General features: G+C 63.2%; 16 protein-coding genes and 2 tRNA genes. 8 read left to right on the top strand and 10 right to left on the bottom strand.

Features of this window, described 5'->3' with window-relative positions; translation table 11 throughout:
- Positions 1-123 precede the first annotated feature (123 nt).
- Positions 124-1260, bottom strand: a complete 1137-nt coding sequence (locus KSS93_RS04755) for a branched-chain amino acid ABC transporter substrate-binding protein (protein WP_217887360.1) — start codon at positions 1258-1260, stop codon at positions 124-126.
- 527 nt (positions 1261-1787) lie between these two features.
- Here KSS93_RS04755 and pncB point away from each other — a divergent pair.
- Positions 1788-2993, top strand: a complete 1206-nt coding sequence (pncB, locus tag KSS93_RS04750) for a nicotinate phosphoribosyltransferase (RefSeq protein WP_217887359.1) — start codon at positions 1788-1790, stop codon at positions 2991-2993.
- Between the two features lie 3 nt (positions 2994-2996).
- On the top strand, positions 2997-3824 hold the full coding sequence (nadE, locus tag KSS93_RS04745; protein ID WP_217887358.1) for an NAD(+) synthase: 828 nt from the start codon (positions 2997-2999) through the stop codon (positions 3822-3824).
- A gap of 96 nt (positions 3825-3920) precedes the next feature.
- Here nadE and azu read toward each other — a convergent pair whose 3' ends face one another.
- Positions 3921-4367, bottom strand: a complete 447-nt coding sequence (gene azu, locus KSS93_RS04740) for an azurin (protein WP_217887357.1) — start codon at positions 4365-4367, stop codon at positions 3921-3923.
- Positions 4368-4711: 344 nt separating this feature from the next.
- Between azu and KSS93_RS04735 the strand changes: the two genes are divergently transcribed.
- Positions 4712-5299: a cytokinin riboside 5'-monophosphate phosphoribohydrolase gene (locus tag KSS93_RS04735; protein ID WP_217887356.1), complete on the top strand. Its 588-nt coding sequence runs from the start codon at positions 4712-4714 to the stop codon at positions 5297-5299.
- 31 nt (positions 5300-5330) lie between these two features.
- Here the strand turns inward: KSS93_RS04735 and KSS93_RS04730 are convergent, their stop codons facing one another.
- From KSS93_RS04730 to rnr, 8 genes are all read right to left on the bottom strand, one after another.
- On the bottom strand, positions 5331-7631 hold the full coding sequence (locus KSS93_RS04730; RefSeq protein WP_217887355.1) for a YgiQ family radical SAM protein: 2301 nt from the start codon (positions 7629-7631) through the stop codon (positions 5331-5333).
- A gap of 213 nt (positions 7632-7844) precedes the next feature.
- On the bottom strand, positions 7845-9242 hold the full coding sequence (dnaB, locus tag KSS93_RS04725) for a replicative DNA helicase (RefSeq protein ID WP_217840552.1): 1398 nt from the start codon (positions 9240-9242) through the stop codon (positions 7845-7847).
- A 112-nt stretch (positions 9243-9354) separates the two neighbouring features.
- Positions 9355-9801, bottom strand: coding sequence for a 50S ribosomal protein L9 (rplI, locus tag KSS93_RS04720; protein ID WP_011535934.1), 447 nt, complete (start codon positions 9799-9801; stop codon positions 9355-9357).
- A gap of 20 nt (positions 9802-9821) precedes the next feature.
- Positions 9822-10688, bottom strand: a complete 867-nt coding sequence (locus KSS93_RS04715; RefSeq protein ID WP_217887354.1) for a hypothetical protein — start codon at positions 10686-10688, stop codon at positions 9822-9824.
- A gap of 33 nt (positions 10689-10721) precedes the next feature.
- Positions 10722-10952 carry a 30S ribosomal protein S18 gene (gene rpsR, locus KSS93_RS04710; RefSeq protein ID WP_003249563.1) on the bottom strand — a complete coding sequence of 77 codons (231 nt, stop codon included), beginning with the start codon at positions 10950-10952 and terminating at the stop codon, positions 10722-10724.
- Between the two features lie 28 nt (positions 10953-10980).
- Complete coding sequence (gene rpsF / locus KSS93_RS04705; protein WP_194790233.1) at positions 10981-11406, bottom strand: 30S ribosomal protein S6; 426 nt, start codon at positions 11404-11406, stop codon at positions 10981-10983.
- Positions 11407-11685: 279 nt separating this feature from the next.
- Complete coding sequence (gene rlmB / locus KSS93_RS04700) at positions 11686-12432, bottom strand: 23S rRNA (guanosine(2251)-2'-O)-methyltransferase RlmB (protein WP_217840554.1); 747 nt, start codon at positions 12430-12432, stop codon at positions 11686-11688.
- Positions 12429-15011, bottom strand: a complete 2583-nt coding sequence (rnr, locus tag KSS93_RS04695) for a ribonuclease R (protein WP_217887353.1) — start codon at positions 15009-15011, stop codon at positions 12429-12431. The genes rlmB and rnr overlap by 4 nt, the downstream gene beginning before the upstream one ends.
- A 271-nt stretch (positions 15012-15282) precedes the next feature.
- Here rnr and KSS93_RS04690 point away from each other — a divergent pair.
- From KSS93_RS04690 to KSS93_RS04670, 5 genes are all read left to right on the top strand, one after another.
- Positions 15283-15369: transfer RNA gene (locus KSS93_RS04690), tRNA-Leu, on the top strand.
- Between the two features lie 87 nt (positions 15370-15456).
- Positions 15457-15543 (top strand) — tRNA-Leu (locus tag KSS93_RS04685).
- A 129-nt stretch (positions 15544-15672) separates the two neighbouring features.
- Complete coding sequence (locus tag KSS93_RS04680) at positions 15673-16698, top strand: methyltransferase (protein ID WP_217887352.1); 1026 nt, start codon at positions 15673-15675, stop codon at positions 16696-16698.
- Positions 16699-17069: 371 nt separating this feature from the next.
- Positions 17070-18086: an extracellular solute-binding protein gene (locus tag KSS93_RS04675; RefSeq protein WP_217840557.1), complete on the top strand. Its 1017-nt coding sequence runs from the start codon at positions 17070-17072 to the stop codon at positions 18084-18086.
- On the top strand, positions 18086-19651 hold the full coding sequence (locus KSS93_RS04670) for an ABC transporter permease (RefSeq protein WP_217887351.1): 1566 nt from the start codon (positions 18086-18088) through the stop codon (positions 19649-19651). Before KSS93_RS04675 ends, KSS93_RS04670 begins: the two co-directional genes overlap by 1 nt.
- Positions 19652-19694: the final 43 nt, after the last annotated feature.

Here is a 19694-nt window from a genome sequence, read left to right as displayed (position 1 = left end):
GCGCCGACCACGTAAAGCCACGGATGAAGCGGCCCCAGCAGCGCAGAACCGTGCAGGTCTCCGAAAAAGGACAGGTACCGCGGGGGCAATGGCCCGGGCTTGTGCCCGGGCCGGATGCCGTTGTTATTTTTGTTTTTCCAGCTGGTGGTACTTGCCGTCCTTGTCCCACTGGTAGACCACGTAATCGGAGACGGTCAGGTCGCCCTTGTTGTCCCACTTCTTCTCGCCCATGACGGTCTTGACCGGGTTGGCCTTGAGCCACTTGGCGGCGTCTTCGCCCTTGTTCGACTTGGCGCCGTTGAACGCGGCGGCCAGGGCTTGCAGCGAGGCGTAGGCGTACAGGGTGTAGCCTTCAGGCTCGGTACCGGCCTTGCGGAACTCCTCCACCACCGCCTTGCTGTCTGGCAGCAGGCGCGGGTCGGCGCCGAAGGTCATGTACACGCCGTCAACGTACTGCGCACCGCCTGCGGTGGTAACCAGTTCGTCGGTGACGATACCGTCGTCGGACATGAACTTGACGTCCTTCAGGCCCTGCTCGCGCAGCTGGCGCACCAGCGGGCCGGCTTCCGGGTGCAGGCCGCCGAAGTAGACGACGTCGGCACCGGCGGCGCGGATCTTGGTGACCACGGCGCTGAAGTCCTTCTCGCCACGGGTCAGGCCCTCGTACAGCACAGGCTTGACGCCGCGTTTCTCCAGCTGCGCCTTGGTGGCGTCGGCCAGGCCCTGGCCGTAGGTGTCCTTGTCGTGCAGCACCACGACCTTCTTGCCCTTGAGCACATCGACGATGTAGTCGCCGGCAACGATGCCCTGCTGGTCGTCGCGCCCGCACATGCGGAACATCGCCGACAGGCCGCGCTCGGTAACCTGCGGGTTGGTGGAGCCTGGGGTGATGGCGATCACGCCGGCCTCGTCGTACACCTCGGAGGCGGGGATGGTGTTGGAGGAGCAGAAGTGCCCGACCACGCCGATGACCTTGTCCTGGTCGACCAGGCGGTTGGCCACAGCCACGGCCTGCTTGGGTTCGCAGGCGTCATCGCCCTTGACCAGGACGATCTTCTCGCCGTTGACGCCGCCGGCGGCGTTGATCTTGTCGGCCGCTGCCTGCGCACCTTTCATGTACTGCTCGCCAAACGCTGCGTTGGCCCCGGTCATGGGCCCCGCGACACCGATCTTGACGTCGGCCTGAACATACGAAGAAACACCCAGTGCGGTGGCTACCGCCAGTGCCAGGAAACCTTTCTTGTAAAACGTCTGCGACATGAGGTGGTGCTCCTAGAGTTTTTTTGGTTGGCACTACAACTTCTCAGCCCTGTGCTCTGAGCAAGGGCCGTGCCATTGGTTTTGTGTTCCGGGAAAACACGCGGTGAAGGGTTTGGCGAGGCGACCGGCGGCCTTTTCTTTATTGAGCGTGCAACCGTCTGCCACGGGGCAGGCGCCACCGGCCGCCTGGGCAAGTCGCAACCATCAAGTGCCATCATTGCAACCCTTGCGAGTGTTAACGTGCAACCACCCTGTAACCGCGCACCGTCACCGAAGTGCACACCGCTGGTGCGCGACTGCTACACGGGGCACCGATACAAGGCTAGCTGCTGCACAGGAAAAGCACCTGTTTTGGCTGTTCCGGCCTCCTTCGCGGGCAAGCCCGCTCCCACAGGTACAGCGCCGCTCTGGAGGCTTGCGTCGTACTTGTGGAAGCGGGCTTGCCCGCGAAGAGGCCAGTGCAGGCACATCAAGGCCGAAAAGGCTGGCACAATACCGCCCATTGCCCGCCTTGGAGCTTCCCCCTGATGAGCGAGAGCGCATTCGCCGAGCGCATCGTGCACAACCTGCTCGACACCGACTTCTACAAGCTGACGATGATGCAGGGCGTGCTGCACAACTACCCGGACGCCGACGTCGAATGGGAGTTCCGCTGCCGCAACGGCGAGGACCTGCGCCCCTACCTCGGCGATATCCGCCAGCAGCTCGAACTGCTCTGCGAACTCACCCTGGACGACGGCCAGCTGGCCTTCCTCGAGCGCATCAGCTTCCTCAAGCCAGACTTTCTGCGCTTTCTGCGCCTGTTCCGCTTCAACCTGCGCTATGTGCGCCTTGGCATCGAGAACGACCAGCTGTGCCTGCGCCTGAAAGGCCCTTGGCTGCACGTGATCCTCTTCGAAGTGCCGCTGCTGGCGATCATCAGCGAAGTGCGCAACCGTCACTTGCACCCGCACATGCGCCTGGCAGAGGCCCGCGACCAGTTGCTGCGCAAGTTCGACTGGCTGCGCGCCCACGCAAGCACCGAGGAGTTGGCCGAGCTGCAGGTGGCCGACTTCGGCACCCGCCGGCGCTTTTCGGGCCGCGTGCAGGAAGAGGTGGTGCGGGTACTGCGCGACGAGTTCCCGGGCCGCTTCGTCGGCACCAGCAACGTCGACCTGGCCTGGAAGCTGGACATCAAGCCGCTGGGCACCATGGCCCATGAGTGGATCATGGCCCACCAGCAGCTGGGCCCGCGGCTGATCGACAGCCAGATCGCCGCGCTGGACTGCTGGGTACGCGAATACCGCGGCCTGCTGGGCATTGCCCTGACCGACTGCATCACCATGGATGCGTTTCTCAAGGATTTCGACCTGTACTTCGCCAAGCTTTTCGATGGCCTGCGCCACGACTCGGGCGAGCCGGTGGCCTGGGCCGAAAAGGCCATCGCCCACTACCAGAAACTGGGCATCGACCCGATGACCAAGACCCTGGTGTTCTCCGATGGCCTGAACCTGACCCGCTCGCTGGAAATCTTCCGTGCCTTGCGCGGTCGCATCAACGTCAGCTTTGGCATCGGCACCAACCTGACCTGCGACATCCCCGGTGTGGCGCCGATGAGCATCGTGCTTAAAATGACCGACTGCAACGGCTCGCCGGTGGCGAAAATTTCCGATGAAGCCGCCAAGACCCAGTGCCGCGACGAGAATTTCGTCGCCTACATGCGTCATGTATTCAAAGTCCCCAGCAAGGAGTAACCCATGCAAGCGGTTCAGCAAGAGATTGCCCAGGCGCTGAAGGTACAGCCGCCGTTCGCAGATGCCGCAGCGCTGGAGGCCGACGTGGCCCGGCGCGTGGCGTTCATCAAGGACTGCCTGGCCAACGCCCGGCTCAAGACCCTGGTGCTGGGCATCAGCGGTGGCGTCGACTCGCTGACCGCCGCCCTGCTCGCCCAGCGCGCCATCAACGAGCTGCGCGCCGAGACCGGCGACAAGGCCTATACCTTCATCGCCGTGCGCCTGCCGTACCAGGTGCAGCATGACGAGCACGACGCCCAGGCCTGCCTGGACGTGATCAAGGCCGACGAAGTGCACACCATCGACATCGCCCCGGCGGTAAAAGCCCTGGCGGCCGAGGTACAGGAACTGAAGACCGGCTCGCCGACCCTGGTGGACTTCGTGGTCGGCAACGTCAAGGCACGCACCCGCATGGTCGCCCAGTACACCATCGCCGGCGCCCGCGCGGGCCTGGTGATCGGCACCGACCACGCCGCCGAGGCGGTGATGGGCTTCTTTACCAAATTCGGTGATGGTGCCTGCGACCTGGCGCCGCTGAGCGGGCTGGTGAAAAACCAGGTGCGGGCCATTGCGCGCAGCTTCGGCGCGCCGCAAGCGCTGGTGGAAAAAATACCGACTGCCGACCTTGAAGACCTCGAGCCAGGCAAGCCGGACGAAGCGTCGCACGGCGTGACCTACCAGCAGATCGATGCCTTCCTGCACGGGCTGCCGGTGGATCAGCAGGCGTTCGACATCATCGTCGCCACCTACCGCAAGACCCAGCACAAGCGCGAACTGCCGTTCGCGCCGTAAAAAGCATCGCGGGCAAGCCCGCTCCTACAGGGCCTGTGAATACCCTTAGGAGCGGGCTTGCCCGCGAATAGGCCCTGAAGGCCTGCGCAGCTTAGCTTACTTGACTACAACCTTGCCCTTCATCATCGAGATGTGGCCCGGGAAGCTGCAGAAGAAGCTGTAGTCGCCACCGGCTTCCAGCTTGGAAGTATCCAAGGTGAAGGAGCTCTTCTCGCCGGCACCGATCATCTTGGTGTGGCCGATGATCGCCGCGTTGTCGGCCTTGATGTAGTCCTTGTCCAGCCCTTGGGACATGCCCTCGGTGGCGATGCCCTGCATGTCGGCAGTCTTGCTGATCACCAGGTTGTGGCCCATGGCGTTCTTCGGCAGGCTGCCACTGTGAGTCAATTCGACTTCGACGGTTTTGCAGCTCTTGTCGATGGCGAGTTCCTTGGTGTTGAACAACATCTGGTCGGTCGAATCGACCGTCACCTTGCATTCAGCGGCGAACACCGAGGCGCTGGCGAGGGTCAGCAGGGATACCGCTACAGCTTTCGCAAACATCATGAATCTCCTTGGCAGGGTTTTATCAATTGCGAGACTGCCTGAAACCACCTTGCCCCCTCCTGATGTGGGTCAAGGGCTGTCAAGTGGCCAGCCAGTTGAATTGTTCAATGGATTGTATACAACCAATCTAAGAGCACATCTTGCCCTCTTGATAGACGATGGGACAACCTTTCATTTAGGAGTAATTGAAATGTCCCTCTCAAGTTTCATCAACAGCTTGCTCGCCGCCTACGCCCAGGGCGCCACTGGTGCGGCCTGCGAGTTCTCCCGCCCGGAGTGATCGGGCTTTCAAGTCACGGCCTTGCGCCTTACCCTGTCAGCCCTGTGAAGGGAGACAAGCAATGCCAGTACGTTCCGTTTGTGTGTTCTGCGGCGCCAGCACCGGCGCCAACCCCGCCTACCGTGAAGCAGCCATCGCCCTTGGCCAGGCCATCGCCGGCCGCGGCCTGACGCTGGTGTACGGTGGCGGTGCGGTCGGCCTGATGGGCATCGTCGCCGATGCAGCCATGGCCGCCGGTGGCGAAGTGATCGGCATCATCCCCCAGAGCCTGCTGGACGCAGAAGTCGGCCACAAAGGCCTGAGCCGCCTGGAGGTGGTGAACGGCATGCACGCGCGCAAGGCGCGCATGGCCGAGCTCAGCGATGCCTTCATCGCCCTGCCGGGCGGGCTGGGTACGCTGGAAGAATTGTTCGAGGTGTGGACCTGGGGGCAGTTGGGCTATCACGCCAAGCCGCTGGGGCTGCTGGATGTGAACGGCTTTTATGAAAAGCTGGGCGGGTTCCTCGACCATGTGGTCGAAGAGGGCTTTGTGCGGCCGCAGCATCGGGCGATGTTGCAACTGGCGCAGCAGCCGGATGAGCTGCTGGATGGGATGGACAGTTTTGTTGCGCCGGTGGCGCCGAAGTGGGTCGACAAGAAGCCTGATTGAGTCAGGGGCCGCTTCGCGGCCCCTGCAGTGATCAGCGCGGAACTACTGGCTGACGCGGCTTCTTGTTGCCCTTGCCGCCCTTAGCTGCCTCTTTACGCTCCTTGGCCGCCTGCTGGTTGCGGGCGAACGCTTCGGCCTTGGCCTTCTCGCGCTTGTCCCACGGCTTGCTGCCATCGCTGGCGCGCGGCGGCAGGCCGGTGTGCTGGGTGAGGATCTTCTGTTCCTTGGCCACCTTGTGGCTGCCGGCCGGGGTCGAGTTCTTGCGCCGGGCACTCTGGTAGCTGTCGGTCTGCGGCTGGTGCAGCGGGATCAGCTGGTGCTTGCCCGGGCCGATCAGGTCGGCGCGGCCCATGCGCTGCAGCGCTTCACGCAGCATCGGCCAGCCTTTCGGGTCGTGGTAGCGCAAAAACGCCTTGTGCAGGCGGCGCTGCTCCTCGCTCTTGACGATCTCCACCCCTTCGCTCTTGTACGTCACCTTGCGCAGCGGGTTCTTGCCCGAGTGGTACATGGCCGTGGCCGAAGCCATTGGCGAGGGGTAGAACGCCTGCACCTGGTCGGCGCGGAAGCCATTGCCCTTGAGCCACAGGGCCAGGTTCATCATGTCTTCGTCGGTGGTGCCAGGGTGCGCGGCGATGAAGTACGGGATCAGGTACTGCTCCTTGCCCGCTTCTTTCGAGAACTTCTCGAACATGCGCTTGAAGCGGTCGTAGGTGCCGATGCCCGGCTTCATCATCTTGTCCAGCGGGCCACGCTCGGTGTGCTCCGGGGCAATCTTCAGGTAGCCGCCAACGTGGTGGGTGACCAGCTCGCGCACGTACTCCGGCGATTCCACCGCCAGGTCGTAGCGCAGCCCCGAGGCGATCAGGATCTTCTTCACCCCTGGCAAGGCGCGGGCCTTGCGGTACAGCTCGATCAGCGAGCTGTGGTCGGTGTTGAGGTTCTCGCAAATGCCCGGGAACACGCACGACGGCTTGCGGCAGTGCTTCTCGATGTCGTGGCTCTTGCAGGCGATGCGGTACATGTTGGCAGTCGGGCCACCCAGGTCGGAGACCACGCCGGTGAAGCCCGGCACCTTGTCACGCATCTCTTCGATTTCGTGCAGGATCGACTCGTGGGAGCGGTTCTGGATGATCCGCCCTTCGTGTTCGGTGATCGAGCAGAAGGTGCAGCCGCCAAAGCAGCCACGCATGATGTTCACCGAAAAACGGATCATCTCGTAGGCCGGGATGCGTTCCTTGCCGTAGGCCGGGTGCGGGATGCGCGCGTAGGGCATGCCGAACACGTAGTCCATCTCTTCGGTGGTCATGGGGATGGGTGGCGGGTTGAACCACACATCCACCTCGCCGTGCTTCTGCACCAGGGCGCGGGCGTTGCCCGGGTTGGTCTCCAGGTGCAGGACGCGGTTGGCGTGGGCATACAGCACCGGGTCGTTGCGCACCTTCTCGAACGACGGCAGGCGGATCACCGACTTTTCGCGGGTGACGCTGGGGCTGTCGAGAATCTGCACCACCTTGGCTTCGTTCGGGTCTTCCTGCTCGCCCTTGGCCTGCTCGATGGCGCAGGCCTGGGTGTCCTGGGTGTTGACGTACGGGTTGATGATCTTGTCGACCCGGCCCGGGCGGTCGATGCGCGTGGAGTCGATCTCGTACCAGCCCTGGGGCGTGTCACGGCGGATGAACGCGGTACCGCGCACGTCGGTGATGTGCTCGATGCGCTCGCCCTGCGACAAGCGCTGGGCCACCTCGACGATGGCCCGCTCGGCGTTGCCGTACAGCAGGATGTCGGCGCTGGCGTCCACCAGGATGGAATGGCGGACCTTGTCCTGCCAGTAGTCGTAGTGGGCGATGCGGCGCAGCGAGGCCTCGATGCCGCCGAGCACGATCGGCACGTGCTTGTAGGCTTCCTTGCAACGCTGGCTGTACACCAGGCTGGCGCGGTCCGGGCGCTTGCCGGCCAGGCCGCCGGGGGTGTAGGCGTCGTCGGAGCGGATCTTCTTGTCGGCGGTGTAGCGGTTGATCATCGAGTCCATGTTGCCGGCCGCGACGCCGAAGAACAGGTTCGGCTCGCCGAGCTTCATGAAGTCGTCTTTGGACTGCCAGTTGGGCTGGGCGATGATGCCGACGCGAAAGCCCTGGGCCTCGAGCAGGCGGCCGATGATGGCCATGCCGAACGAGGCGTGGTCGACGTAGGCGTCACCGGTCACGATGATGATGTCGCAGGAATCCCAGCCGAGCTGATCCATCTCCTCCCTGCTCATCGGCAGGAACGGCGCTGGCCCGAAGCATTCGGCCCAGTACTTGGGATAGTCGTAGAGTGGTTTGGCTGCTTGCATGTCAGTGACCGGTTCTGGTGTGCAGGGAAATCGCGGGCGCGGAATATAGCACAAATTTTGACCAAATCCGACGGTGGTGGTCGGATTCATAAGATCCCCAAGGAAAAAACCGACCCCTGTGGGAGCGGGTTTACCCGCGAATGCGATGCTGCAATCAACATCGCATTCGCGGGTAAACCCGCTCCCACAGGGGCCGGTTCAACCCTGGTGGTTTTATTCGTCGTCGTCGAAGTTGTACATGCCCGGCGCGAGGTTCTCGAAGCGGGTGTACTTGCCGATGAACGCCAGGCGGATGAAGCCGATCGGGCCGTTACGCTGCTTACCGATGATGATTTCGGCCACGCCCTTGTGCTCGGTTTCGGGGTGATACACCTCGTCGCGGTACACGAACATGATCACGTCAGCGTCCTGCTCGATTGCACCGGATTCACGCAAGTCGGAGTTGACCGGGCGCTTGTTGGGGCGCTGCTCCAGAGAGCGGTTGAGCTGGGACAGGGCGATGACAGGGCAGTTGAATTCCTTGGCCAGGGCTTTCAACGAGCGGGAGATCTCGGAAATCTCGTTGGTCCGGTTGTCACCTGCCGAACCCGGGATCTGCATCAATTGCAGGTAGTCGACCATGATCATGGCGATCTCGCCGTGCTCACGGGCCAGGCGGCGGGTACGGGCGCGCATTTCGGACGGGCTGATACCAGCGGTATCGTCGATGAACAGCTTGCGGTCGTTGAGCAGGTTCACCGCAGACGTCAGGCGCGGCCAGTCGTCGTCGTCCAGCTGGCCGGAACGCACCTTGGTCTGGTCGATGCGGCCCAGCGACGAGAGCATACGCATGACCAGCGATTCGCCGGGCATCTCTAGGGAGAACACCAGCACCACCTTGTCGCTGCGCAACACGGCGTTTTCCACCAGGTTCATGGCGAAGGTGGTCTTGCCCATCGACGGACGGCCGGCAACGATGATCAAGTCAGCCGGTTGCAGGCCGCTGGTCTTCTCGTCCAGGTCGGTGTAGCCGGTGGAGATACCGGTGATGTCGCTGTCGGAGTTGAACAGCGTGTCGATACGGTCGATGGCCATGGTCAACAGCTCGTTGACCCCCACCGGGCCGCCGGTCTTCGGCCGCGCCTCGGCGATCTGGAAGATCTGCCGCTCGGCGTCGTCGAGGATCTCTTCGGCGTTGCGCCCTTGCGGGTTGAAGGCGTTGTCGGCGATGTCGGTACTGATGCTGATCAGTTGGCGCAGCGTGGCCCGCTCGCGAATGATCGCGGCATAAGCCTTGATGTTGGCCACCGACGGGGTGTTCTTGGCCAGCTCCGCGAGGTAAGCCAGGCCGCCGATCTGGGTCGACATGCCTTCTTTGTCCAGCTGCTCGTGCAGGGTCACCACGTCGAACGGCTGGTTCAGGTCGGCCAGCTTGTGAATGGCGCGGAAGATCAGGCGGTGGTCATGCCGGTAGAAGTCACCGTCCGAGACCTGGTCCAGCACCCGCTCCCAGGCGTTGTTGTCCAGCATCAGGCCACCGAGCACGGCCTGTTCGGCCTCGATGGAATGCGGCGGTACTTTCAGCGCTGCGGTTTGCAGGTCGAGCTGTTCGGAGCTGGTGATCTCGTTCATGGCCACGCAAGAATTCTGGGGGGACGAAAAAGACAAAGGGCACGGCCTGTAAAACAGGACCGTGCCCGATGTTAACCGGCTGGCTCCCAGGGAGCCAACCGGTCAGCGCAGCTTAGGCAGCTACGACGACCACACGTACGGTGGCTTCAACGTCGCTGTGCAGGTGCACGGCTACGTCGTATTCGCCAACCTGACGGATGGTGCCGTTCGGCAGACGAACTTCAGCTTTGGCCACTTCAACGCCGGAGGCGGTCAGGGCGTCAGCGATGTCGTGGGTGCCGATCGAACCGAACAGCTTGCCTTCGTCGCCAGCGGTGGCAGTGATGGTCACTTCCAGCTCGGCCAGTTGGGCAGCGCGGCTTTCAGCCGAAGCTTTCTTGTCTGCAGCAGCTTTTTCCAGCTCGGCGCGGCGCTCTTCGAACGCGGCCAGGTTGGCGGCGTTGGCAACGGTGGCCTTGCCGAACGGCAGCAGGAAGTTACGGCCGTAACCGGCCTTAACATTTACTTTGTCGCCCAGGTTGCCCAGGTTAGCGACTTTTTCCAGCAGGATCAGTTCCATTTGGTAAAACCTCTTAACTTTTAACCTTCACCGTTCGCGGAGTCGTCACCCTGTGAGGGGGACTTGCGACCGCGAAAATCAATCAGGCTGTCGACAATGGCCAGGACCATCAGCAACGGGTAAATCAGCTGCAAGATCAGCGGCAACGTCACGTACATGCCCACCAGCCAGAAACCGGCCAGTCGACCCTGCCCCACCAGCCCGTGCATCAAGGCGATGCCGGCCAGCACCAGAACCAGGCTCGAGGCCGATGCCAGGATGATGAACTGCGGCCCGATGAACGGGGCCACCACCATCACTGCCACCAAGACCGCCATGGTCTGTTTCGGCAACTTCAGCGCGCGAAACTCGCGACCGAAGCCTCCAGGGTTGTACAACGCTGCCTGCCAATAACGCGCCAGCACCAGGGCCAACACGCTGAACAACTGCACCGTCACTGCTGTGGAGGCGACCAGCACGGGGCGGATCAACTCACCGGAGAGCATCGGCTGCCCTTCGATCTTCGGCATGGCTTCGGCAAACGCCTTGGCCAGCACATCGAAGGTCTGTGCCAGCGCCTGGTCCAGCACGAGGCTGAACACCACGGCGAACACGGCACTGAACACCAGCACACGACTCCAGGGATGCTCGGCGCGCAACAGCGCAGCCAGGCCCAGGGCACCGGCGGTCACCATGAAGGTGATCGGGTCACCCATCAACCAGACGGCCAAACCGGCCAGCAGGCCGCCGGCGATGACCGTTGAAGCATTCCTGAACCCGTGGCGCAGCAGCACAAGGCTACCGGCGGCGGCACTCAACCAGAACAGCAGCGGCAGTACCGCGCTGATGACCACCACCAGGGTGGCCTGCACACGACCGCGCATGATGAAACTTGCCAACGCTCGCATGCCTATCCCTTACTGCTTGTCGACGACCCGGTCTCAGCGGCCGTGGCTGTCGGTGTAGGGCAGCAGGGCCAGGAAGCGGGCGCGCTTGATAGCGGTAGCCAGCTGACGCTGATAACGAGCTTTGGTACCGGTGATGCGGCTTGGAACGATCTTGCCGGTTTCGGATACGTAAGCTTTCAGGGTGTTGAGATCTTTGAAGTCGATCTCTTTCACGTCTTCAGCAGTGAAGCGGCAGAATTTACGACGACGGAAGAAACGTGCCATGTGATTGGCTCCTCAAAAAGTCCGTGGATTACTCGTCAGCGTTGTCGCTGTTGTCGCTGTCATTGCTGTCGTCGCCATCGGCGCCGTCGGCATTGTCAGGACGTTCACGACGCTCACGGCGCTCGCTGCGGTTTTCTTCGGCCTTGAGCATCTCGGACGGGCCGGTAACGGCTTCGTCACGACGGATGACCAGGTTACGGATCACGGCATCGTTGTAGCGGAAGTTGTCTTCCAGCTCGGCCAGGGCCTTGCCGGTGCACTCAACGTTCAGCATCACGTAGTGAGCCTTGTGAACATTGTTGATTGCGTAGGCCAGTTGACGACGGCCCCAGTCTTCCAGGCGGTGGATCTTGCCACCATCTTCTTCGATCAGCTTGGTGTAACGCTCAACCATGCCGCCGACTTGCTCGCTCTGGTCCGGGTGAACCAGGAAGATGATTTCGTAATGACGCATGAATGCTCCTTACGGGTTAGTAGTCTGCCAGCAACCTGGTCAGACAAGGAGTGAATGACACTGTATGTCTTGCCCTGAGGGGAGACGCATGCGCGCCTGCCAGCTCGGCAAGGGGCGCAATTGTAGAGAAGGCCGGGGGGACAAGCAAGGTAATTGGCGAATATTTGAACAGTCAGAAACAATTGCGCCAAGGGAAACGCAATGTGGGAGCGGGCTTGCCCTGCGATGCGCTTTGAAGCCCATCGCGGGGCAAGCCCGCTCCCACAAAAGCTCAGCGAATCAGCGCTTGGCCTGGCGCTGGCGCACTGCCTCGAACAGGCAAACGCCGGTGGCCACCGAAACGTTCAGGCTGCTGACGCTGCCGCCCATCGGCAGCTTCACCAGAAAGTCGCAGTGCTCGCGGGTCAGGCGGCGCATGCCCTTGCCTTCGGCGCCCATGATCATCACCAGCGGGCCGGTCAGGTCCTGCTGGTAGATCTCCTGTTCGGCCTCACCGGCGGTACCGACCACCCACAACCCGCGTTGCTGGAGTTTTTCCAGGGTGCGGGCCAGGTTGGTGACAGCCACCAGCGGCATCACTTCGGCAGCACCGCAGGCGACTTTACGCACCACGCCGGTGAGCGTGGCCGACTTGTCCTTGGGGATGACCACGGCAGTGGCACCGGCAGCATCGGCGGTGCGCAGGCAGGCGCCGAGGTTGTGCGGGTCGGTGACGCCATCGAGCACCAGAATCAGCGGCGGCGTTTCAGTGCGCTCGAGCAGCTCGTCGAGCATCGCCTCGCCCCACACCTGGCTCGGGCTCACCTCGGCAACCACGCCCTGGTGCACACCCTCGACCCAGGCGTCGAGCTCGCGGCGCTCGGCCTGGCCGACCTGTACGCGGTTCTGCGCAGCCAGCTCCAGCAGGGCCTGAATACGCGGCTCGCTGCGCCCTTCCGACAGCCAGATCTGCTTGACCCGCTTGGGATGGTGCTGCAGCAGTGCCTGAACCGCGTGCACGCCGTAGATTTTTTCCAGCTGGCTCATGACTTGTTCTTGCCTTTACGTGGCGCACCGGACTTCGGCGGCCCCTTGCGATGCTTGGTCGGCTTGCCGGACGCTTTGCTGCCCTTGTCCGCCTTGCTGCCTGCATGGCTGGAGCGCGCCTCACCCATCAGCGCCTTTTTCATTTCGCGGCTCTTGCGCACCTCGGCGTTGCGCTGCACGGCGTCCTTGGGGAAGTACGCATCAGCGGTTTCGCTCTTGCGGCTGCGCGGCTTGGGCGAAATTTTCGCTTCCTGCACCGGGGCCTGGGCTGGCGCTGGCGCCGCTTCGCTGGCACCGGCGGCACGCGGCTTGCGGCCGACCGGGGCGTTGACGGTGGCTTCGGACATCTCGAAGTCGATCTTGCGCTGCTCGAGGTCGACGCGCATGACCTTGACCTCGACCGTATCGCCCAGGCGGAAGCTGCGCCCGCTGCGCTCACCCGACAGACGGTGGTGCACCGGGTCGAAGTGGTAGTAGTCGCCCGGCAGCGCACTGACGTGCACCAGGCCTTCGACGTAGATGTCGGTCAGCTCGATGAACAGGCCAAAACCGGTCACTGCAGTGATCACGCCGGGGAAGGTTTCGCCCACGCGGTCACGCATGTATTCGCACTTGAGCCAGTTGACCACGTCGCGGGTGGCCTCGTCGGCGCGCCGCTCGGTCATCGAGCACTGCTCGCCCATCTGCTCCAGGCTGTTCTCGTCGTACGGGTAGATGCGCGCCTTGGGAATGCTCAGGGCGCCGGCACGCTTGACGTGCGTGGTGTCCATCTTCGAACGGATCACACTGCGGATGGCACGGTGCACCAGCAGGTCGGGGTAACGACGGATCGGCGAGGTGAAGTGGGTGTACGCCTCGTAGTTCAGGCCGAAGTGGCCATTGTTCTCGGTGCTGTACACCGCCTGGCTGAGCGAGCGCAGCATGACGGTCTGGATCAGGTGGAAGTCCGGGCGCCCGGCGATGCTCGCCAGCAGGGCCTGATAATCCTTCGGTGACGGGTCCTTGCCCTTGTGCAGGGTCAGGCCCAGCTCGCCGAGGAAGGCGCGCAGTTTTTCCAGGCGCTCCGGCGGCGGGCCGTCATGCACGCGGTACAGCGACGGCACGTTGTGCTTTTGCAGGAACTCGGCCGTGGCGACGTTGGCCGCCAGCATGCATTCCTCGATCAGCTTGTGGGCGTCGTTGCGCACCGTCGGGCGGATTTCGGCGATCTTGCGGTCTTCACCGAAAATAATCCGGGTTTCCTGGGTTTCGAAGTCGATCGCGCCACGGGTGTGACGGGCCGCCACCAGCGCCTTGTACAGCGCGTACAGGTGTTTGAGGTCCGGCAGCACCTCGCTGTACTCCTCGCGCAGGGCCTTGCCTTCGCGGGTACGGGCGTGCTCCAGCATGCTGCTGACCTTGTTGTAGGTCAGGCGCGCGTGGGAGTGGATCAGGCCTTCGTAGAACTGGTAGTCGACCATCTGGCCGGCTTTGTTGATGGTCATCTCGCAGACCATGGCCAGGCGATCGACGTGCGGGTTCAGCGAGCACAGGCCGTTGGACAGCTCCTCGGGGAGCATCGGCACCACGCGCTCGGGGAAGTACACCGAGTTGCCGCGCTGCTGGGCCTCGACGTCCAGGGCCGAGCCCAGGCGCACGTAGCTGGACACATCAGCAATGGCCACGTACAGGCGCCAGCCGCCGGAGAACAGGCGCAGCTTGCCCAGCGGCTCGCAGTAGACGGCGTCGTCGAAGTCGCGGGCGTCCTCGCCGTCGATGGTGACGAACGGCAGGTGGCGCAGGTCGATGCGCTTCTCCTTGTCCTTCTCCTCGACTTCGGAACGGAACTTGCGCGCCTCCTTGATCACGTCCTTCGGCCAGACGTGCGGAATGTCATAGCTGCGCAGGGCGATGTCGATCTCCATGCCCGGCGCCATGTAGTTGCCGATCACCTCGATCACGTCACCCTGCGGCTGGAAGCGCGGGGTCGGCCAGTGGGTGATCTTGATCGAGACGAACTGGCCGATCTTGGCGCCGCCGTTACGCCCGGCAGTCACCAGCACTTCCTGCTGGATCTTCGGGTTGTCCGGGGTCACGTAGCCGATGCCGCCTTCTTCGAAGTAGCGGCCGACCACGCTTTCGTGGGCGCGGGAGATGACTTCGACCAGCACGCCCTCGCGCCGGCCACGGCGGTCGACGCCGGACACCCGGGCCAGGCCGCGGTCGCCGTCGAACACCAGGCGCATCTGCGCGGGGCTCAAGAACAGGTCTTCGCTGCCGTCGTCGGGGATCAGGAAGCCGAAGCCGTCACGGTGGCCGGAGACGCGGCCGCAGATCAGGTCAAGCTTGTCTACCGGGGCATAGGTGCCGCGCCGGGTATAGATAAGCTGACCGTCGCGCTCCATGGCGCGCAGGCGGCGGCGCAGGGCTTCGATCTGGTCTTCTTCGTAAAGACCGAATTCTTCGGCCAGCTGTTCACGGGCTGCCGGCTCGCCACGGTCGGCGAGGCGCTGCAGGATCAGCTCACGGCTGGGGATGGGATTATCGTATTTTTCCGCTTCGCGAGCGGCCTCGGGATCGAGGGATTGCCAATCGGCCATCAGAAGGGGTTCACCTTGGGGTATATAGATATGAATTCTGGCATAGGCGTATTGAAACCGGAAATGTCAGCCTTGGACAGCCCCACAGAAGGGTCCGGCGAGCGGCAATAGGCCCATGTAATCAACAAGTTGAATTTTTTGAAATTTTTTTCGTTCGGGGGCTTTACAGCCCTCTGAGCCGTCCGTATAGTGCGCACCACAACGACGGACAACCCCGAAGTTGTAGTAGAGATGAAGGGCGCTGTAAAGCATCTTGTAGTCTCGAATGTGTGCCCAGGTGGCGGAATTGGTAGACGCGCTGGTTTCAGGTATCAGTGACTTAACGGTCGTGGAAGTTCGAGTCTTCTCCTGGGCACCAAGTTTTTCCAAGTAACAGATGACCAAGGATCTGTTACTACTGTGTGAAAGCAGACGATGTCACTTTCAGCAGATGATGCAAAGCTTTGCCCAGGTGGCGGAATTGGTAGACGCGCTGGTTTCAGGTATCAGTGACTTAACGGTCGTGGAAGTTCGAGTCTTCTCCTGGGCACCATACAAAAACCCACTAGCTTGCTAGTGGGTTTTTTCTTGCCTGCGATTTTTGCATCGCCCGCCCGCCTCATTGCAATCAGGAATGACTCTCATCTATCGTGATGGCTTTCTCTCATGGAGCGAGCGAACGATGAGCATGGAGCTGACCACCCCTCACCCGCTGCAAGCCTGCTGGGACTTGCAACTCGCAGGCCTGGCCGCCGATGCCCTGCGCGTGGCACTGACCATCGACCTGTTCGAACACCTCGAACAGCACACCGCCCCCGCCCAACTGGCCAAGACCCTCGACCTCGAACCCTTCAACACCGGCTACCTGCTGGAGATGCTCTGGGCCCAGGGCCTGCTCGAGCGCGACGAACAGGGCAGCCACTACCGCAACGGTGAAACCGCCCGCCGCCACCTGGTGCGCAGTAGCGGCAACTATTGCGGCGACGCCCTGCTGTTCCGTCACCAGGTGTTGCGCCAGGCGGGCCAGCCACTGGAGCAGGCCCTGCGCAACGGCTTGCCGGCCGCCGGCGCACCTTCAGCGGAAATGGCCCGGCGCTGGGCCGAGGCGGCGCGGGTGCAGATTGCCCAGGAGCAGCAGGCAGTGACGGTCGAGGTGGCCTGCGCGCTGATCGAGCGCCTGCCCGAGGCACCCGGCCTGCAACGCATGCTCGATCTCGGTGGCGGCCCCGGCCTGGTGGCCATTGCCCTGGCGCGCCAGCTGCCCGACCTGCACGGCACAGTGTTCGATTTCGCCGAAACAGCGGCGGTGGCTAAGGAGAACATCCTGCGCGCCGGGCTTGAGCAGCGCCTTGGCAGCATGGGCGGCGACCTGGACCAGGATGATTTCGGTAGCGGCTACGACCTGATCTGGTGTTCATCAGTGCTGCACTTCGCCAGCGACCTGGACGGCCTGTTGCAGCGCTTGCACGGGGCACTGAACCCGGGCGGGGTGCTGGTGTGTTGCCATGCCGAAGTGCCCGAAGAAAGGCAGGCCGCTGCCCGGGTGCTGCCTTATTACCTGCACATGCGCATGCAGGGGCGGCATGTGCTGCCGGCCGGGGAACTGGCGCAGAAGCTTCGCAATGTTGGTTTTGTGGATGTGGAACAGCAGGGTGGGCTGCGCTATCCGGTGGCGCCGGTTACCGCAGTGGTTGCCAGGAAAGCATGAGCCTGTCAGGGCCCTATCGCCGGCAAGCTGGCTCCTACAGGTAAGGTACAGGTTTGCAGGCTACGCAACCCTGTTGGAAGCGGCCTTGTGTCGCGACGGGCTGCGCAGCAGCCCCGAAGATCTTGCATGATGCAAAGACCCTGGGGCCGCTACGCAGCCCGTCGCGACACAAGGCCGCTTCCCACAGATTCCGTGTCAAATCACCGAGTTGTATTTTGTTCTATGAAAGCCGGCCTTGCCGGCGATAGGGCCCTGACAGGAAAACCCAAGCCCATCGCACATCCATGAATTTCCCGTCACCCGGCCACTTGAGAAACGATTTCGTTTACCATTGTTTCCAAATATGTAGCCGTAAGCGAGGAAGTACCCGCATGACGATCCGCCCGCAACCGCTGATGCGCACCCTGGCCGCCGCTGTTCTGAGCCTGGTGATCGGCGCTCCGGCCGCCCTGGCAGACGAACCGGTCAAAAACCTGACCATGTACAACGGCCAGCACAAGGAAATCGGCGAAGCCATCGCCAAGGCCTACGAGGCCAAGACCGGTATCCACATCAATATCCGCAAGGGCAGCAGTAACCAGCTGGCCAGCCAGATCATCGAGGAAGGCGACCGCTCGCCGGCCGACATCATCTACACCGAAGAATCCCCGCCGCTGAACAACCTGGGCGAACTGGGCCTGCTGGCGAAGATCGACGACGCCACCCTGAACATGCTGCCCAAAGAATACGTGGGCGCCAACGGCACCTGGATGGGCGTCACCGCTCGCACCCGCGTAGTGGTGTTCAACCCGAAGAAAATCGACGAAAAAGACCTGCCCACCACGGTGATGGATTTCGCCGGCCCCGAGTGGGAAGGCCGTGTCGGCTACGTGCCCACCAGCGGCGCCTTCCAGGAGCAGGCCGTGGCCATCCTCAAGATGCATGGCCGTGAAGCCACCGAAGAATGGCTGACGGGCCTCAAGGCCTTCGGCAAGACCTACACCAACAACATGGTTGCCCTCAAAGCCGTGGAAAAAGGCGAAGTGGCCGCCGTGCTGGTGAACAACTACTACTGGTACGCCCTGGAGCGCGAGCGCGGCAAGCTCGACTCCAAGCTGTACTACCTGGCCGACGGCGACGCCGGTAACCTGGTGACCATCTCCGGCGCTGCGGCCGTGAAGGCCAGCAAGCACCCGAAAGAGGCCCAGGCCCTGCTCAACTGGATGGCCAGCGAAGAAGGCCAGCGCGTGATCACCCAGACCACCGCCGAATACCCGCTGCACAAGGGCATGGTTTCCGACCGTGGCCTGAAGCCGTTCGAAGAGCTGCGCCCGCCGAAGATCTCGCCGGCTGACCTTGGCAATGCCGAGGAAGCCATCGAGCTCGAACGTGAGGTTGGCCTGCTCTGATGACCGCCGCCCTGTCCACGCCCGCCCTGCCGCGCTTCGTGCCCAAGCGCAAGCGCCCGTCCATCTGGGTGGTGCTGCCTGTGTTGTTCCTGGTGGCGATGAGCTTGCTGCCGCTGCTGTACGTTGCCATCAAGGCCTGGGAGGCCGGCTGGCGCGAAGCCCTGCACCTGCTGTGGCGCCCGTTCGTCTGGGGCCTGCTGCGCAACACCATGCTGCTGATGGTCGGGGTGACGCTGGTGTGCATGGTGGTCGGCATGGCCCTGGCGTGGTTGCTGGAGCGCAGCAACCTGCCGGGCCGCCGGCTGTGGGGCGTGGTGCTGTGCCTGCCGTTCGCGGTGCCGTCGTTCGTCAGCAGCTTCACCTGGGTGTCGCTGAGCTCGGATTTCGAAGGCCTGGGCGGGGCGATCCTGGTGATGGCGCTGTCCAAATACCCGCTGGTGTTCCTGCCGGTGGCTGCCACCCTGCGTAACCTCGACACCTCGCTCGAGGAGTCGGCGCGCACCTTGGGGTGCGGGCGCTGGGGCGTGTTCGCCAAGGTCACCCTGCCGCTGCTGTGGCCGTCGATGCTCGGCGGCGCGCTGCTGATTGCCCTGCATATGCTGGTGGAGTTCGGCGCGCTGTCGATCCTCGGCCTGCAGACCTTTACCACGGCGATCTACCAGCAGTTCGAGCTGGAGTTCAGCAACGCCAACGCCGCCATGCTCTCGGCGGTGCTGCTGGCGCTGTGCCTGGTGATGCTGTGGCTGGAGCTGAAAGTGCGCGGCAAGGCCCGCCACGTGCGCATCGGCCAGGGCGTGGCACGCCGCGCCCAACCGGTGCGCCTGCGCGGCTGGATGCCATTGGCGCAGTTGTTCTGCCTGGCGCTGGCGATTCTGGGCAGCGGCATCCCGCTGGCCATGCTGGGTTACTGGCTGAGCGTCGGCTCGTCGGCGGCCTTCCCGGTGGCGGCAATCAGCAAGGCCTTGCTGACTTCGCTGTCGGTATCGCTGGGCGGCGCCGGGTTCTGCGTGCTGCTGGCCCTGCCGATCAGCTTCCTGGTGGTGCGCTACAAGGGCCGCCTGGCGATCTGGGCCGAGCGCCTGCCGTATCTGCTGCATGCCCTGCCGGGCCTGGTGATCGCCCTGACCCTGGTGTTCTTCGCCCTGCACTATGTGCCGGCGCTGTACCAGACCACCGCGCTGCTGATTCTGGCCTACGCGCTGTTGTTCCTGCCGCTGGCCCAGTCGCCGGTACGCACGGCGCTGAACAAGGCCTCGCCAACCCTTGAAGAGGCTGCCCGCACCTTGGGCGCGAGCAGTTTTGCGGCGTTTTGCCGGGTGACACTGCCGATCATCTTCCCAGCCATGGCGGCGGCGTTCGCCCTGGTGTTCCTGGATGCCATGAAGGAGCTGACCGCGACCCTGCTGCTCAGCCCGACCGGCATGACCACCCTGGCCACCGAGGTGTGGGCGCATACGGCCAACGTCGAGTTCGCGGCGGCAGCGCCTTATGCGGCGCTGTTGATCGTGGTATCGGGGTTGCCGGTGTATCTGTTGACCACGCGGATGTATCTGAACAAGGCGTAAGGGGTATGCGGTCCATGTGGTGAGCGGCCTCGCCGGGGCTGCT

The organism is Pseudomonas xanthosomatis (assembly GCF_019139835.1).
In the GTDB taxonomy this organism is placed as follows: Bacteria; Pseudomonadota; Gammaproteobacteria; order Pseudomonadales; family Pseudomonadaceae; genus Aquipseudomonas; species Aquipseudomonas fakonensis.
The sequence above is the reverse complement of the archived record's forward strand: the minus strand, read 5'-3'. Positions and strand labels throughout refer to the sequence as shown.

Bases quoted from the DNA above. Each gene is read 5' to 3' on its own strand.
- nadE (WP_217887358.1), top strand. From the start codon at position 2,997: ATGCAAGCGGTTCAGCAAGAGATTGCCCAGGCGCTGAAGGTACAGCCG.
- rnr (WP_217887353.1), bottom strand. From the start codon at position 15,011: ATGGCCGATTGGCAATCCCTCGATCCCGAGGCCGCTCGCGAAGCGGAA.
- rlmB (WP_217840554.1), bottom strand. From the start codon at position 12,432: ATGAGCCAGCTGGAAAAAATCTACGGCGTGCACGCGGTTCAGGCACTG.
- KSS93_RS04730 (WP_217887355.1), bottom strand. From the start codon at position 7,631: ATGCAAGCAGCCAAACCACTCTACGACTATCCCAAGTACTGGGCCGAA.
- KSS93_RS04755 (WP_217887360.1), bottom strand. From the start codon at position 1,260: ATGTCGCAGACGTTTTACAAGAAAGGTTTCCTGGCACTGGCGGTAGCC.
- KSS93_RS04670 (WP_217887351.1), top strand. From the start codon at position 18,086: ATGACCGCCGCCCTGTCCACGCCCGCCCTGCCGCGCTTCGTGCCCAAG.
- azu (WP_217887357.1), bottom strand. From the start codon at position 4,367: ATGTTTGCGAAAGCTGTAGCGGTATCCCTGCTGACCCTCGCCAGCGCC.
- rpsR (WP_003249563.1), bottom strand. From the start codon at position 10,952: ATGGCACGTTTCTTCCGTCGTCGTAAATTCTGCCGCTTCACTGCTGAA.
- KSS93_RS04735 (WP_217887356.1), top strand. From the start codon at position 4,712: ATGCCAGTACGTTCCGTTTGTGTGTTCTGCGGCGCCAGCACCGGCGCC.
- rplI (WP_011535934.1), bottom strand. From the start codon at position 9,801: ATGGAACTGATCCTGCTGGAAAAAGTCGCTAACCTGGGCAACCTGGGC.
- KSS93_RS04715 (WP_217887354.1), bottom strand. From the start codon at position 10,688: ATGCGAGCGTTGGCAAGTTTCATCATGCGCGGTCGTGTGCAGGCCACC.
- rpsF (WP_194790233.1), bottom strand. From the start codon at position 11,406: ATGCGTCATTACGAAATCATCTTCCTGGTTCACCCGGACCAGAGCGAG.
- KSS93_RS04680 (WP_217887352.1), top strand. From the start codon at position 15,673: ATGAGCATGGAGCTGACCACCCCTCACCCGCTGCAAGCCTGCTGGGAC.
- KSS93_RS04675 (WP_217840557.1), top strand. From the start codon at position 17,070: ATGACGATCCGCCCGCAACCGCTGATGCGCACCCTGGCCGCCGCTGTT.
- dnaB (WP_217840552.1), bottom strand. From the start codon at position 9,242: ATGAACGAGATCACCAGCTCCGAACAGCTCGACCTGCAAACCGCAGCG.
- pncB (WP_217887359.1), top strand. From the start codon at position 1,788: ATGAGCGAGAGCGCATTCGCCGAGCGCATCGTGCACAACCTGCTCGAC.